Here is a 15385-nt window from a genome sequence, read left to right as displayed (position 1 = left end):
GCACTGGTTTCGTCGGCATCATGGCCGGGCAGCAGCGCGAAGCTCATTCTTCGCACCGATGTCCGGCCATCGGCGTCTCGAAGGCGGAACGATCATCCTGGCTGGGCCGATCCCGGCATGACGAAGGAGAGACATCATGCAGGGTCTGATGGCAGGCAAGCGCGGCCTGGTCATGGGCATCGCCAACGACCATTCGATCGCCTGGGGCATCGCCAAGACGCTGGCGGCGCATGGCGCCGAGATGGCCTTCACCTATCAGGGCGACGCGCTCGGCAAGCGCGTCCGTCCGCTGGCCGACGAACTCGGCGTCAAGCACGTGCTGTCCTGCGACGTCGAGGACATCGCCAGCGTCGACAGTGTATTCACGGCGCTCCGGGAGGCCTGGGGCGGGCTCGACTTCGTCGTCCACGCCGTCGCCTTCTCCGACAAGAACGAGCTCAAGGGCCGCTACGCCGACACCTCGCGCGAGAATTTTGCGCGCACGATGCTGATCTCCTGCTTCTCCTTCACCGAGATCGCCAAGCGCGCCGCCGAGCTGATGCCGGAGAGCGGCGGCAGCATGATCACCTTGACCTTCGACGGCTCCAACCGGGTGATGCCGAACTACAACGTGATGGGCGTTGCCAAGGCCGCGTTGGAAGCCTCGGTGCGCTATCTCGCCGCCGACTACGGCCGCCGCAGCATCCGTGTCAACGCGATCTCGGCCGGACCGGTGCGCACGCTGGCGGGCTCGGGCATCGGCGATGCCCGCTTCATGTTCGCGTTCCAGCAGAAGCACTCGCCGCTCGGCCGCGGCGTGACCCTGGAGGAGCTTGGCGGCTCGGCGCTCTATCTGCTGTCGGAGCTGTCCGGTGGCGTCACCGGCGAGATCCACTACGTCGATTCCGGCTACAACGTGATCTCGATGCCGCGCCCCGAGGATCTCAAGGCGGACTGACCTCCGCGCGCATCGGCGGTATCAGGGGAACGCGAGACTCCGTCCCCCGATCGACCCAAATTTTCCCAGTTGAAGACAATGTTCCTGAACGGCTAATCAGGAAGCATTGGCGCAACTCCTGTTGGTTGTTGCGACGACGCTGCGATGCATCATGACCGGTGCATCGGCCGCGGCCGTCAACCAGCCGCTCGCGCCGGCAGCAAGACAAGTCGTGGGGGCGATTGATGCTGCATTCGAAGGCCCGTGTCATCGCTCTCTGCGCGATGACCGGCATTGTGCTTGCGGCGGGGAACGCCGGGCCGGCGCAGGCGCAATCGAGCGTCTGGGACTCCACGATCTCCAACACGAACTGGTATGTGCCGACGGCGCAACTGCTCGCCTACATGTCGCCGAAGACCGGCTTCTCCAATCCGGTCCCGATCGGTGACCAGACGTTGTGGACCTTGGGCACCGCGACCAACGGCGCCTTCACCGGGACCAGCGTCGCGCAGCTCAGGATCGGCCTGGCGCTGCTGACGGACACCTCGACCATCCAGGGCTTCGTCACCACCAGCGGCCAGATCACCATGCTGTTCACGCCGACCGGCGGCGGCACCGTGACGGTCGGACTCGGCTATATGCGCAACGTCAACGGCGTGACCAGCATGGAAATGCAGATGATCACCGGCGACAGCCTGCTGGTGACGCATTGGGCCTACATGCTGCCCTATGATCCCGCGACCTTCACGCCGCCGCCGTCGGCGCCGGTGCCGGCCAATTCCGTGCCGCAATGGGCGTGGACCGCCGGCACGCCCTGGCGGATCGTCAGTCCCACATTGTTCGGCACGCAGGCGCCGGGCCGTTTCGTCATCACCAACTATCAGAACGGCTATTTCTGGGGTGCGGGCGTCGCACCGCCCGGCAGCGCCGCGGCGGGCTTCACGCTGCTCGGCTCGGTGACGCCCGAGGGCAGCGTACTGTTCAACACCCTCTCGCGCGGCACCCTGACCAGCCTCTATGGCACGGCGAGCGGCAACGCCGCGGGCGCGCAGATGCTGGTGTCGACCTACGACCTTACCGGGAATTTGACTGGAGGACTGGCGACGATGTCGCTGATCCAGCCTTACGCGGAAACGCTGCGGTCTGCAGGCGGCCGCGTCGGCCTGGAAGCGGCTGACGTGTTGTACCGGCTGTCGATGACCTCGGCCGGCTGGACTGGATCGATGGTCTCGGGCTTTGCCGAGCTCGATAATCTCAGCGGTCCATCTCTCAGCGCTGCCGTGAAGCAGACGTTGCCGGTGCTGACCGGGGCGGCCTCGCAGGCGACCCATGTCAGCCAGCAGGTGTTCCGGCAGACGATGACCAACAGGCTCGATGATGTCAGCAGCGTCGGCTGGGCCGCTGGTCGCAATGTCTGGATGCAGCCTCTCGGCGGCACCGCGCAGCAGGCGGGGCGCGATGGCGTTCCCGGCTATGACGCCTCCGGCGGCGGTCTGGCGTTCGGCGCCGACGTCGCAGTCTCGTCCCGCGCCATCATTGGCGGCGTTCTCGGTTATTCTCATCACACGATCGCCGGAAGCGACGCCGCCGTGCCGAACCGTCTCGGTCTCGCTTCCTATCAGCTCGGGCTCTATGGGGCCTACGCGATCACCCGTGATGTCACCTTCGACTATCAGCTCGATGGCGGATTGAGCGATAACGGCGAAAACCGGTCGCTGAGCTTCATGGGTACATCCGCCGGCGGCAGCTATCGTTCCTACAGCGGCCATGCCGGCGCAGGCATCAAGACGCGCATTCCGCTGCAAGATGGCGTCGCCCTCGTTCCAGCACTGCGCCTGGACTACGGCACGGTTCGCAGCAATTCCTACGGCGAGAACGGTGCCGGCGGTTTCAGCCTCAACGTCGATCCTCAGATCTATCAGGAGCTCGTGACGACGGCGCAGCTGAAAGCTATCTACGCGCTCACCGGGCAGATTCGTCTGACCAGCGATATCGGCGTCGGCTACAACGCGCTGAATCAGCCGCTGCAGATCAGCGCGGCGTTCTCGGGCGGCGGCGAGAGCTTTGTCACCCATGGCCTCGGCCTGTCGCCATGGATCTATTCGGCGGGCCTTGGTCTTGTGGCCGCCGGCAATGACCGGCTCGACCTCAGCATCCGCTACGGCATCAACGCGACATCGTCGGGTCTCGTCCAGCAGTCGGGCCACGCGGTGCTGAAGATCAGGCTGTGACGCGCCTGAGCTCGTCGTTCTATTCGCGCCCGAAATAGGCCGGCAAGCGCTGGTCGAGCCCGAACTTGAGCATCGAACGCGCCATGTCACGCAGCACATTGTTGTTCGCAGCCTCCGGCGGCGAGGCGGGGAATGCGGAGATGTCGACGTCTCCGGCGTGAGACGGCGGGCCGACGCCGGAGGTCAGCCGTGAGAGCAGCGACTTCGAGCTCATGGCAGGCTCGCGCGTCTCGAATGTCGCCCCGTCGTAGAGCTGGATATCGAGCATGATGAAGACGTGGCTGATCCGGCCAAATCCCTCGCCCCTGTTGATGACACCGACGCCGGTAACCTCGTCGTTTGTCGACGGTTCGCTGTCGGTCCGGCGCGTGATCACGAGGTAACGAGCACACCCCACCGAGCCGGCCACCTTCCTGACGATGGGCGTGAGCTTCCCGTTCTCAGCCTTGATTGGGGGCGACTGATAGAACGGATCGAATGCGCCCTTGGGGACGCCGATGCGGCGGATTCCGGCATCACCCGCGGCTGCCTTCACACGCGCGTAGACGATGTCGTCGAAGCCCCAGGGCACCGGCACTTCGGCGTACTCGTTGCCCAGGCGGGTCATGCCGTTCTTCTGCACCGTGAAGACATCGCCGAGCGCGGCGATCACCCCGATGTCGCACGGTCCGCCCTCGCGGAGGGCCGTCGCCGGCTTGGCGGCCTTGGCATTGCTGCCTGCTGGCTTCGCGGGCTTAGCATTCAGCGGTGCCGGGGCCGATTGCGCCAGGGCATTGGTGGAGGACCAGAGCATGGCAATGATGAGCGCAGCAAATCGGCGAGAGATGGTCACTGGGAGAGCTCGTCGCAGGGAGGAAAAGGATCAAGCCAAGGGAGCTCGAAGGGAGCTCGTTCGAGTCGTCCGAAGTCTGCGCCCGCATCATTCGATCTTCAGATAGCTCGGCAGGTCGCGATCGAGCTTCGCCGCGACCAAGGTGCGCAGCCGCTCGCGCAGGACGGTGCTGGAGGCCGCAGCCGCGAGAGGCTCGGGGAAGTCGGCATTGTCGAGCTTGTTGAGAGGGTCTTCGGTGAGCCTCATGGTCTCGGCAAGCCTGGCGCCGGTGTCGGCCGAGAACGAGCTGATCTTCTCGTAGGACTGGCCGTCGATGAGCGTGATGTTGACGTTCGCAAACAGATGCGAGTGCCTGAGGATCGATCCGACCCCCTGATTGTAGGCGCCGATGCCTCTGAGCCTCAGGGTGGTGTTGGGAATGGTCGTCTCGAACCTGGTGACGACGAGATAGCGCGCGCAGCTCGCATTCGTCGTGACGTTGCGCACGATCGCGGTCAGGCTCTCCTTCGGATCGGGCAGGAAGCGCGATGTCGGGTGGTAGTAGACCTCGAACGCGCCTTTCGGATAGCCGATCCTGTGCACGGTCGGGTCGCCGCCGGTGGCCGCGCGCACGCGCGCCATGGCGAGGTCGTCCAGTCCCCATCCCGGCAACGTGACTTCGTCCTCTTCGGTTTCAAACACGGTGAGACCGAACTTGCTGACGGCGAGCTGGTCGCCAAGTGCGGAAATGACGCCAAGACGGCACGGACCACTTTCGATGGCGCCTGGTTTCGCCATCGCCTTTGTCTTTCCGGAGGGTTTCTTGGCCGCGGGCGCGGCCTTGGGCGCCGTTGTTGACGGAGCCTGGGCCCAAGCCCCGGTTGCGAAGGCAGCGGCGAGGGCGACGAGCGCAAGGCGGCGGATCGACAGGTGCGGAACGGACATGGGTACGGTTCGAGAATGCGAGGTCGTCGCGAACTCGAACTTAGTTCGCCTGCGAAGGCGCACGCAATGGTTTCCGGTCGCCACGCGTAAGATTTGCGCTTGCACGCCCTGCGATCAGGAGCCCGCCGCCTGACCGTCACGCTTCCATCGATAATATTTCATGATCCGGCCGTGCAGCGGGTCGGCTTCCTCCTTTTCCAGCACGAAGCCCTCGCGCTCATACCAGCGCCAAGCCTTGTCATTGCCCTTTGCGCAGCGCAGCCACACTTCGTCCGGCAGCAGCTCGCGGGTGAAGGTGAGCAGCCGGCGGCCGAGCGAGCGGCCCTGATGGGACGGGGCGATCATCAGCTGGTCGAGATAGAGCGCGGGGACGTTGATCGCGAGCATCGCGGCGAGGCGGCCGCCGTCGTCGGCGACATACAGGCTCCAGCCGCCAGCAATTTCACGCGGCACGCGCTCCCTGAGGAGCGCGAGCAGCCTCTCGCTCGGGGTCTCCAATCCGGTCGAGCACCAGCTCTCCATCCAGAGCCTGGCGACGGCGTCGTATTCGTCCGGGCGGGCAGGGCGGATGATAGGATGGAGCATGTGTGGTGACCTGAAGCGAGGTGACGGCTTGGCCTCTGCATCCGCAGCCGTGACCTGGGACGCGTGAGGGTGCGCGACCAATAGGACAACAAAAAAGGGCGGCCTGAAAGCCGCCCTTTGTATTTCATTCGAAGGGTGCGCCGGCTTTACTCGCCGGCAGCTTCGCGCGCCTCGGCGGGCGCGTCCTTCTGCTTGGCCTCGAGATCCTCGCCAGTGGTCTGGTCGACCGCCTTCATCGACAGCCTGGTCTTGCCGCGGTCGTCGAAGCCGAGCAGCTTGACCTTGACCTTGTCGCCTTCCTTGACGACGTCGGAGGTCTTCTGCACGCGCTTGTCGGCGAGCTGCGAGATGTGCACGAGGCCGTCGCGGGTGCCGAAGAAGTTCACGAAGGCACCGAACTCCATCACCTTGACGACGGTGCCGTCATAGACCTGGCCGACCTCCGGGTCGGAGGCGATCGACTTGATCCACTTGATGGCGGCCTTCATCGCCTCGCCGTCGTTGGAGGCGACCTTGACGGTGCCGTCGTCCTCGATGTTGACCTTGGCGCCGGTCTTCTCGACGATCTCGCGGATCACCTTGCCGCCGGTGCCGATCACTTCGCGGATCTTGTCGGTCGGGATCTTGAAGGTCTCGATGCGCGGCGCGTATTCGCCGAGCTCGGCGCGCGCGGCGGTCAGCGCCTTGGACATCTCGCCCAGGATGTGGATGCGGCCGTCGCGGGCCTGGCCCAGCGCAACCCGCATGATCTCCTCGGTGATGCCCTCGATCTTGATATCCATCTGCAGCGAGGTGATGCCGCTCTCGGTGCCCGCGACCTTGAAGTCCATGTCGCCGAGATGGTCCTCGTCGCCGAGGATGTCGGAGAGAACCGCATAGCGGCTGCCTTCGAGGATCAGGCCCATCGCGATGCCCGCGGTAGGCCGCTTCAGCGGCACACCGGCATCCATCAGCGCCAGCGACGAGCCGCAGACGGTGGCCATCGACGACGAGCCATTCGACTCCGTCACCTCCGACACCACGCGCGTGGTGTAGGGGAACTCGTGGTGCGGCGGCAGCACCGGGTGGATGGCGCGCCAGGCGAGCTTGCCGTGGCCGATCTCGCGACGCTTGGTGCCGCCGAGACGGCCGGTCTCACCGACGGAGTAGGGAGGGAAGTTGTAGTGCAGCAGGAACGTCTCTTTGTACGTTCCCGACAGCGCGTCGATGTACTGCTCGTCCTCGCCGGTGCCGAGCGTGGTCACGACCAGCGCCTGGGTCTCACCGCGGGTGAACAGCGCCGAGCCGTGGGCGCGCGGCAGCACGCCGACTTCGCAGACGATGTTGCGCACGGTCTTGGCGTCGCGGCCGTCGATGCGCTTGCCGGTGTCCAGGATGTTCCAGCGAACGATCTTGGCTTCCAGCTCCTTGAACACGCCGGAGAGGCGGAGCTTGTCGTATTTCGGCTCCTGCCCTTCCGGGAAGAAGTGCGCCATCACCTTTTCCTTGACGGCGCCGACGGCGGCGTAGCGCTCCTGCTTCACGGGAATCGCATAGGCCTTGCGCAGGTCCTGCTCGGCGATCCCAAGCATCTCCTTCTCGATCGCGCCGTTATCGATGATCGCGACGTCGCGCGGCTCCTTGGCGGCCTTCTCGGCGAGCTCGATGATCGCATTGATCACCGGCTGGAAGTGACGGTGACCGAACATCACCGCGCCGAGCATGATGTCCTCGTTGAGCTCCTTGGCCTCCGATTCCACCATCAGCACCGCGTCGGAGGTGCCGGCGACGACCAGGTCGAGCTGGGTGTCGGCCATCTCGTCGAGGGTGGGATTGAGGATGTATTCGTCATTGGCGAAGCCGACGCGAGCGGCGCCGATCGGGCCCTTGAACGGCACGCCCGACAGCGTCAGCGCGGCCGACGCGCCGACCAGCGCCACGATGTCCGGATCGTTCTCCATGTCGTGCGACAGCACGGTCACGATGACCTGGGTCTCGTTGCGCCAGGCGTCGACGAACAGCGGGCGGATCGGGCGGTCGATCAGGCGGGAGACCAGCGTCTCCTTCTCGGTCGGACGGCCCTCGCGCTTGAAATAGCCGCCGGGAATGCGCCCCGCAGCGTAGGTCTTTTCCTGGTAGTCGACCGTCAGCGGCAGGAAGTCGACGCCTTCGCGCGGCGCCTTGGCGGCGACGACGGTGGCGAGCACGACGGTCTCGCCATAAGTGGCGACGACGGCGCCGTCGGCCTGGCGGGCGATCTTGCCGGTTTCAAGCTTGAGCGGACGCCCGCCCCAGTCGATCTCGACGGAATGCTTGGTAAACATGGGTATCTTCTTTCATGAGATGATCGAAGGCGGACCCCGCAGAAACAAAAAAACCATGCGCAAGATTGCAGGGCGCTGGATTGCGATCAGCGCCCTGCGATCCTGCCATGGTTTTCTTATTTCGGATGGCGTCCATCCTTCTCGTAAGTAACGGGCACCTTGCCCGTCACGCCCAGCGGCCGGATTGCTGCTGAGGCGTACTGCACGGTCCGGGCAGGATCAGTCGAAGAGCGCATCTGCCTCTTTCCAGATCCAGCCAGACCGCATGATCCCGGATTCGCGAACGCCGCGATCGAAGCGGCGTCCTCGGCATCATGCCATCAACGCGCGCAACACCGCGCGCGCTCATTCCCAGTCGAAGCTCAACGGCGAATGTTGTGCTTCTCGAGCAGCGCCTTGTAGCGCGCCTCGTCGTTCTTCTTCAGATAGTCCAGCAGCGAACGGCGGGTCGAGACCAGCTTCAGGAGGCCGCGGCGGGAGTGGTTGTCCTTGCCATGGGTCTTGAAGTGGCTGGTCAGGTTGTTGATGCGTTCCGAGAGGATCGCAACCTGCACCTCGGGAGAACCGGTATCACCGGCCTTGGTGGCATTCGCCTTGATGATTTCCGCCTTGCGCTCTGCGGTCACCGACATCGTCAGTCTCTTTCGTTGCGACCGGAGCTGGCAGTCAGTCCGGTCAGGTTGAACACGCGCTTGGGGATGAGTTCGCCATTGCCAATTTCGGCAAGCGCCAGAAGGCGGCCTGCGACCGTGACATAGACTGTGCCGCTACTATTGGGCGCATCCCGTCCGCGCAACAAGACGGCCTGGCCCCTGTGGAGCCTTGCCGCATCAGCCCGAGTGACGGCCAGTGCCGGGATGTCGTCCAGCGCGGTCTCAACGGGCAAGAGTGCGTCGGCGAGGCTTCCCTCACCGGACGCGGCTCTATTGCACAAAGCCTCCAACTGTTCCAGCGGAATCATGTCGTTCTCGGTAAACGGACCCACCAGGGTCCGCCGGAGCGCGCTGATATGGCCGTAACAGCCGAGGATTCGGCCCATGTCGCGGGCCAGCGCCCGGACATAGGTTCCCTTGCCGCATTCCGCCTCGAACACCGAATGGTCCGGGTCGGGCTGGTCGACGAGGGTCAGTTCATGGATCTCGACCGGGCGCGGCTGGAGCTCGACGACCTCGCCGTCGCGGGCGAGATCATAGGCGCGCTCGCCCTGGACCTTGATCGCGGAATAGCGCGGCGGCGTCTGCTCGATCCGGCCGGTAAATTGCGGCAGCAGCGCCCGGATCGCCGCGGCATCCGGCCGGCTCTGGCTGGTCTCGACGACCCGTCCTTCGGTGTCATCGGTATCGCGCTCCTCGCCCCAGGTCACGGTGAAGCGGTAGCGCTTGCGGCCGTCCATCACGAACGGAACTGTCTTGGTGGCTTCGCCGAGCGCGATCGGCAGGCCGCCGGAGGCGAGCGGATCGAGCGTGCCGGCATGGCCGGCGCGCTTGGCCTGGAACAGGCGCTTCACCACCGCCACGGCCTGGGTCGAGGTCATGCCGATCGGCTTGTCGAGCACGACCCAGCCATGGACGTCGCGGCGATCGCGGCGTGGCTGGTTGCCCTGACCGTTTCCTTGGCGCTGCTTGTTGCGCGGATCGTTGTTGTCGCGCGGCGGGCGTCCGTCGGCAGAATGGATCGTCTTGGCGGCGGTCGGTTCGGCGCTCGGCGCGTCGACAGTGCCGGTTTCGGGGGGAATGGTCATCAGCTCTCTTCCGAATCCGAATTGAGGTCTCTCTGCACCGCGGGTGTTCGCAGTAATTTCTCGATCCGTTCCGCTTCGTCGAATCGCTCGTCGACGCGGAAGCGGATGTCAGGTGCAAATTTCAGGTTAACGCGCCGCGCGATGTCGCCGCGCAGGAACTTCTTGTTGCGCTCCAGCGCAGCGAGCACGACGTCCGTATCCTGTCCGCCGAGCGGCATGATGTAGATCGTGGCGAGCTTCAGGTCGGGCGACATGCGGACTTCGGGCACCGTAATGATGTGTCCCTCCAGGTCCGGGTCGTGCACGTCACCGTGGCTGAGAATGTCGGCGACAGCGTGACGCACGGTCTCGGCCACGCGCAACTGACGCTGCGAGCCGCCGGAAGCGGCGCTTCCCCTCTGGTGATGGCGAGGCATTTTTCAAAAATCCAATGGATCGTCGCCCGGCGTGAGCACGGGCGAGAGGATCATTCTGATTGAGTTCAACGACGCTTCGTTAAGTTCAAGGGACGCAGCGATTCCGCATGCGCACGGAATCGCTGCTCACTCGAATTGCAGCGCGCTCTGTAGGATTCGGACTTACAGCGAGCGCTGGATGGTCTCCACGCGATAACACTCGATGACGTCGCCGACACGCATGTCGCCGTAGCTCTCGAAGGCCATGCCGCATTCCTGGCCGGCCTGCACTTCCTTCACTTCGTCCTTGAAGCGCTTCAGGGTCGACAGCTTGCCCTCGTGAACCACGACGTTGTCGCGGATCAGGCGGACATTGGCGCCGCGCTCCACGGTGCCGTCGGTGACGCGGCAGCCGGCGACCTTGCCGACCTTGGAGATGTTGAACACCTCCAGGATCTGCGCATTGCCGAGCATGGTTTCCCGAAGCGTGGGGGCCAGGAGACCGCTCATCGCCTTCTTCACGTCATCCACGAGGTCGTAGATGATGTTGTAGTAGCGGATCTCGATGCCGTTGCGCTTGGCGAGCGCGGCCGCTTCCTTGTTGGCTCGTACCGAGAAGCCGATGATCGCGGCGTTGAAGCCTTCGGCCAGCGTCACGTCGGACTCGCTGATGCCGCCGACGCCGGCATGCAGGATGCGGGCGGCGACCTCCTCGGTGCCGAGCTTCTCCAGCGAGCCGAGAATGGCTTCCAGCGAGCCCTGCACGTCGGCCTTGATGACCAGCGGGAATTCCTTGCGGCCCGCAGTCTTCAATTGCGACATCATCTGTTCGAGCGAACCGCGCATGCCGGAGATCGAGGCTGCCGCGTTCTCGCGCTTCTGGTGCGCGCGATAGCTGGTGACCTGGCGGGCACGGGCTTCGTTCTCGACGACGGCGAGACGATCGCCGGCTTCCGGCGGACCGTTGAAGCCGAGCACCTCGACCGGCACCGACGGGCCTGCCTCCTGCAATGTCTCACCCTGATCCGAGATCAGCGCGCGGACGCGGCCCATCTCGGCGCCGGCGACGATGATGTCGCCGACCCGCAACGTGCCGCGCTGGACCAGCACGGTGGCGACCGGGCCGCGGCCACGATCGAGCTTGGCTTCGATCACGGTGCCTTCGGCCGGGCGATCCGAATTGGTCTTGAGGTCGAGAATGTCGGCCTGCAGCGCGATCATCTCGAGCAGACGATCGAGGTTGGTCTTGTTCTTGGCGGACACCTCGACGTCGACGACCTCGCCGCCGAGCGATTCGACCTGCACCTCGTGCTGGAGCAACTCGGTGCGGACGCGCTCGGGACGGGCGTCGGGCTTGTCGATCTTGTTGATCGCGACGATCATCGGCACCTTCGCCGCCTTGGCGTGGTTGATGGCCTCGATCGTCTGCGGCATCACGCCGTCATCGGCCGCGACCACCAGCACCACGATGTCGGTGACCTTGGCGCCGCGGGCGCGCATCGCGGTGAACGCGGCGTGGCCGGGCGTGTCGATGAAGGTGATCTTCTTGCCGGAATCCGGCGCGGTCACCTGATAGGCGCCGATGTGCTGGGTGATGCCGCCGGCTTCGCCCGAGACCACGTTGGCGTGACGCAGCGCGTCGAGCAGCGAGGTCTTGCCGTGGTCGACGTGGCCCATCACGGTCACGACCGGCGAGCGCGGCTCGGTGTCGGTCGAATCGTCGACGACGTCGAACAAACCCTCTTCGACGTCGGACGCCGCGACGCGCTTGACGCTGTGGCCGAGCTCCTCGGCGATCAGCTGCGCGGTGTCGGCATCGATCACGTCGGTGATCTTGTGCATCGCGCCCTGGCGCATCAGCAGACGGATCACGTCGACCGCGCGCTCCGACATGCGGTTCGCCAGCTCCTGGATGGTGATGGCTTCCGGAATCGTCACCTCGCGGACGAGCTTCTCCTTCTGCTCGTTGGCGGCATGGCCCTTCAGGCGCTGCGTGCGGCGGCGGAACGAGGCGATCGAGCGCTCGCGCACATCGTCGGCCGTCAGTGCCGTGACCACCGTCAGGCGGCCGCGCTGCTTCTGCGGACCCGGCTTGTGCGTGGTCTTCGGCGGCGGCGCGGGACGTGCGGCTCCGCCGGGACCCCTGCGGATCTGGCGCGGACCCTCATCCTCGTCCGGACCGGCGGCAACTGCCGCCGGCGCGCGGCCGAGCGGACCGCCGGCGGCAGGACGGGCGCCGGCCGGGCGTGCGCCCGCCGGCTGAGCGCCGCCGGGCCGCGAGCTCGGACCACCAATCTGCTGCGGCCGGCTGCCCGGTGCGCCGACGGGCCTGCCGGGGGCGGGCGTCGAGCGGGCCGGTGCGGTCGCGGCGGGCTGCGGCGCGGATGTCGCCGGACGGGGCGCCTCGCCTTCGCCGAACCGCTTCTTGGCCTCGAGCTCGGCCTTGCGTTTGGCTTCCTCTTCGTGGCGGTGCCGCTCTTCCTCGGCCTTGCGGCGCGCCTCGGCAGCCTCACGCTCGGCGCGTTCGGCGGCTTCGCGCTCGGCACGGCGGCGCGCTTCCTCTTCGGCCTGGCGGCGTTCCTCGATGTCGCGCACGCGGGCATCGGCCAACGCGCTGGCGCGGGCCGACCGCTCGTCCTCCGTCAGGGTGCGCAACACGACCCCGGACCCGCCGCGCTGCGACGAGCCGGATGGGCGCGGTCCGGATGAGCGCGGCGATGGCGGGGGCGGCGGCGCCTTGGCGACGGTCGGCTCCGGCGCATGCGGAGCATCGGGCCCCCCATCGCCGACGCGGCGCTTGCCGCGCTTCTCGACCACCACCTGCTTGCTCCGGCCATGTGGGAAGCTCTGGCGTACCGTGCCGGTCTCGACGCGCGGCTTCAGCGTCAAGGTCTTGCTCGGGACACTCAGTTTCTTGTCGCCCGGAGTGTTGTTGTCGGCCATTCAGTCGTCCTAATCTCGTTACCAGCGTGCGGGCTACCGCACCGTCTCATTCGTGCAATCGTCGCGATGTCTTCGTAGCTATGGCTTCAAAGTGCTATGTCTTCGAAGTCGAAGCAGATTTCGTGGCCGCGGTTCCGGCAATCTTGTCAGCGTCGGCCGACCGGTATCGGACCAGTGTCTGGCTGCGCGACAGGAATGTCCTGCTCGCCGGGCCTGCGAGCACGGCAGCATGTATCACATTTGAGCGCCCAAGTGCCAAATCCAATTCTGCCGAAGTGAGACAGCAGATGATCGGAATTGTCGGGGCTTGACCCTGGTCCCCGTCGTTCGGCCGCACCAGAGCGTCGAGCTTGCGGATCCCGTCGGCTGCGCCATCCGCGGCATGGACGAGGGCAGCCAATGTCGACCGCGATTGCCGCTGCGACAGCGCCGCTTCCACCTTGGAGAAACCGGAGACGACCTGGCCGGCCTTGGCGGCAATCCCCAGCGCTTCGATCGCGCTGCGGGCCAGCAAGGCTTCCAGGTCTTCGGCAAGGGTCGGCGGGACGCGGACGTTGGTCTTGAAGCCTCGGCTGAAATGGTGACGCCGCACCGCCTCCGCAACCGCCTGGCGCGAGGCGGTGATCCACAATCCCCGACCGGGCAGCTTGCGCTTGATGTCGGGCACGACCTCGCCCGACGGGCCGACGACGAAGCGGATCAGCTCGCCGATCGGCCGCACGTCGCGGCTGACCGCGCACATGCGCATGGTCGCGGACTTCTCGGTCCGCGGTCCATTGTCGAGCTCGGGGTCGGCCAAAGCGAGCATGCGGTGATGCGGCTCCTCATCTCAAGCGAGCTGGGTCAGGGTGGGGGTCATCGTGCCGTCCATGGGGCGAGCCAAACGGGTCAGGCGGGCTGTCCTTCGGTCGCTTCTTCCTCATTCTCGGCTTCCGCTTCGGTCTTGGCGAGGTCGGCCTCACTGATCCAGCCGGCCTTGACGCGGGCCTGCATCACCATGGCTTCGGCGTCGTCGCGGGAGACATCGAGACCATCGAGAATGCCGGGGAATTTGGTGGCTTCGCCGCCCTCCTTGCGCTCCGTCCAGCCGACCAGATCGTCGGTGGCGCAGCCCGCGAGATCCTCGACCGTCTTGATGTCGTTCTCGCCGAACTTGACCAGCATCTTGGTGGTCACGCCGGGCACATCCTTCACCGCGTCCTCGACGCCGAGCTCCTTGCGCCTGGCCTCGAGCTCGGCTTCCTGCTGCTCGAGGAATTCGCGGGCGCGGGTCTGCAGCTCGGTCGCGGTCTCCTCGTCGAAGCCCTCGATGCCGGCGAGATCCTTGAGGTCGACCAAAGCGAGCTCCTCGACCGAGGTGAAGCCTTCGGACGCCAGCAGCTGGCCGACGACCTCGTCGACGTTCAGCGATTCCATGAATACGCGGGTGGAATTCTCGAAGTCGGCCTGACGGCGCTCCGATTCCTCCTGCTCGGTCAGAATGTCGATGTCCCAGCCGGTCAGCTGCGAGGCGAGGCGGACGTTCTGGCCGCGGCGGCCGATGGCGAGCGAGAGCTGGTTGTTGGTGTCGGGCACCACGACCTCGATGCGCTCGCGGTCCTCGTCGATGACGACCTTGGCGACTTCAGCCGGCGCCAGCGCGTTGACCACGAAGGTCGCGATGTCGGGCGACCACGGGATGATGTCGATCTTCTCGCCCTGCAGCTCGTTCACCACGGCCTGCACGCGCGAGCCGCGCATGCCGACGCAGGCGCCGACCGGATCGACCGAGGAATCGCGCGACACGACGCCGATCTTGGCGCGCGAGCCGGGGTCGCGAGCGACCGCCTTGATCTCGACGATGCCGTCATAGATTTCCGGCACTTCCTGCGCGAAGAGCTTGGCCATGAACTGCGGATGGGTGCGCGACAGGAAGATCTGCGGGCCGCGGGTCTCGCGGCGGACGTCGAACACATAGGCGCGGACGCGGTCGCCGTTGCGGAACACCTCGCGCGGCAACATCTCGTCGCGGCGGATGATGGCCTCGCCGCGGCCGAGGTCGAGGATCACGCTGCCATATTCGACACGCTTGACGACGCCGTTGACGATGTCGCCGATGCGGTCCTTGAACTCCTGATACTGCCGGTCGCGCTCGGCCTCGCGCACCTTCTGCACGATGACCTGCTTGGCCGACTGCGCGGCGATGCGGCCATATTCCAGTGGCGGCAGGGTGTCGGCGATGGTGTCGCCGATCTGCGCGCCCGGATTGGCGCGGCGGGCATCATCCAGCGAGATCTGGTTGGAGGGGTTCTCGACCTTCTCGACCACCAGCATGTGGCGCGACAGCCGCAGCTCACCCTTCTTCGGATCGATCTCGGCGTGAACGTCGGTCTCGCTGCCATAACGAGCGCGGGCGGCCTTGGCGATCGCGTCTTCCATGGCAGCGATCACGATGCCGCGGTCGATCGACTTCTCGCGTGCGACGGCGTCGGCGATCTGCAGCAGTTCCAACCGGTTGGCGCTGACGGCCATGGCT

General features: G+C 65.9%; 12 protein-coding genes. 2 read left to right on the top strand and 10 right to left on the bottom strand.

The genetic code is table 11. From position 1 onward, the window contains the following. Nucleotides 1-136: 136 nt before the first annotated feature. On the top strand, nucleotides 137-937 hold the full coding sequence (fabI, locus tag QX132_RS12375; RefSeq protein WP_315735608.1) for an enoyl-ACP reductase FabI: 801 nt from the start codon (nucleotides 137-139) through the stop codon (nucleotides 935-937). 224 nt (nucleotides 938-1161) lie between these two features. Beyond that, on the top strand, nucleotides 1162-3147 hold the full coding sequence (locus tag QX132_RS12370; RefSeq protein ID WP_316161308.1) for an autotransporter outer membrane beta-barrel domain-containing protein: 1986 nt from the start codon (nucleotides 1162-1164) through the stop codon (nucleotides 3145-3147). A 19-nt stretch (nucleotides 3148-3166) separates the two neighbouring features. Here QX132_RS12370 and QX132_RS12365 read toward each other — a convergent pair whose 3' ends face one another. The 10 genes from QX132_RS12365 to nusA all read right to left on the bottom strand — a co-directional run bounded on the left by QX132_RS12365 (nucleotide 3167) and on the right by nusA (nucleotide 15381). Continuing rightward, complete coding sequence (locus QX132_RS12365; RefSeq protein ID WP_315812179.1) at nucleotides 3167-3979, bottom strand: hypothetical protein; 813 nt, start codon at nucleotides 3977-3979, stop codon at nucleotides 3167-3169. A gap of 87 nt (nucleotides 3980-4066) precedes the next feature. Then, on the bottom strand, nucleotides 4067-4903 hold the full coding sequence (locus QX132_RS12360; protein ID WP_316161306.1) for a hypothetical protein: 837 nt from the start codon (nucleotides 4901-4903) through the stop codon (nucleotides 4067-4069). Between the two features lie 114 nt (nucleotides 4904-5017). Continuing rightward, nucleotides 5018-5488 carry a GNAT family N-acetyltransferase gene (locus QX132_RS12355; RefSeq protein WP_315812177.1) on the bottom strand — a complete coding sequence of 157 codons (471 nt, stop codon included), beginning with the start codon at nucleotides 5486-5488 and terminating at the stop codon, nucleotides 5018-5020. A 146-nt stretch (nucleotides 5489-5634) separates the two neighbouring features. Continuing rightward, nucleotides 5635-7791: a polyribonucleotide nucleotidyltransferase gene (gene pnp / locus QX132_RS12350; protein ID WP_315758130.1), complete on the bottom strand. Its 2157-nt coding sequence runs from the start codon at nucleotides 7789-7791 to the stop codon at nucleotides 5635-5637. 362 nt (nucleotides 7792-8153) lie between these two features. After that, the gene (gene rpsO, locus QX132_RS12345) at nucleotides 8154-8423 is read right to left on the bottom strand and encodes a 30S ribosomal protein S15 (RefSeq protein ID WP_009025947.1); all 270 of its coding nucleotides are present in this window, start codon (nucleotides 8421-8423) and stop codon (nucleotides 8154-8156) included. A 2-nt stretch (nucleotides 8424-8425) separates the two neighbouring features. After that, nucleotides 8426-9532 (bottom strand): tRNA pseudouridine(55) synthase TruB, encoded by a 1107-nt coding sequence (truB, locus tag QX132_RS12340; RefSeq protein ID WP_315735602.1) that lies wholly within the window; start codon nucleotides 9530-9532, stop codon nucleotides 8426-8428. Then, nucleotides 9532-9948, bottom strand: a complete 417-nt coding sequence (rbfA, locus tag QX132_RS12335) for a 30S ribosome-binding factor RbfA (protein WP_315735600.1) — start codon at nucleotides 9946-9948, stop codon at nucleotides 9532-9534. The genes truB and rbfA overlap by 1 nt, the downstream gene beginning before the upstream one ends. A gap of 162 nt (nucleotides 9949-10110) precedes the next feature. Beyond that, nucleotides 10111-12870: a translation initiation factor IF-2 gene (gene infB / locus QX132_RS12330; protein WP_315735598.1), complete on the bottom strand. Its 2760-nt coding sequence runs from the start codon at nucleotides 12868-12870 to the stop codon at nucleotides 10111-10113. A gap of 94 nt (nucleotides 12871-12964) precedes the next feature. Further along, a complete protein-coding gene (locus QX132_RS12325) occupies nucleotides 12965-13678 on the bottom strand; it encodes an RNA-binding protein (RefSeq protein ID WP_315735596.1) in 714 nt (237 codons plus the stop codon). An 80-nt stretch (nucleotides 13679-13758) separates the two neighbouring features. Next, entirely contained in the window at nucleotides 13759-15381 is a 1623-nt protein-coding gene (gene nusA / locus QX132_RS12320; protein ID WP_316161305.1) for a transcription termination factor NusA, read from the bottom strand. Between the last annotated feature and the right edge of the window lie 4 nt (nucleotides 15382-15385).

Source organism: Bradyrhizobium sp. SZCCHNRI20481 (assembly GCF_032485055.1).
GTDB lineage: Bacteria > Pseudomonadota > Alphaproteobacteria > Rhizobiales > Xanthobacteraceae > Bradyrhizobium.
Note: the sequence above shows the minus strand (reverse complement) of the source record. Positions and strands in the feature narration are given on the sequence as shown.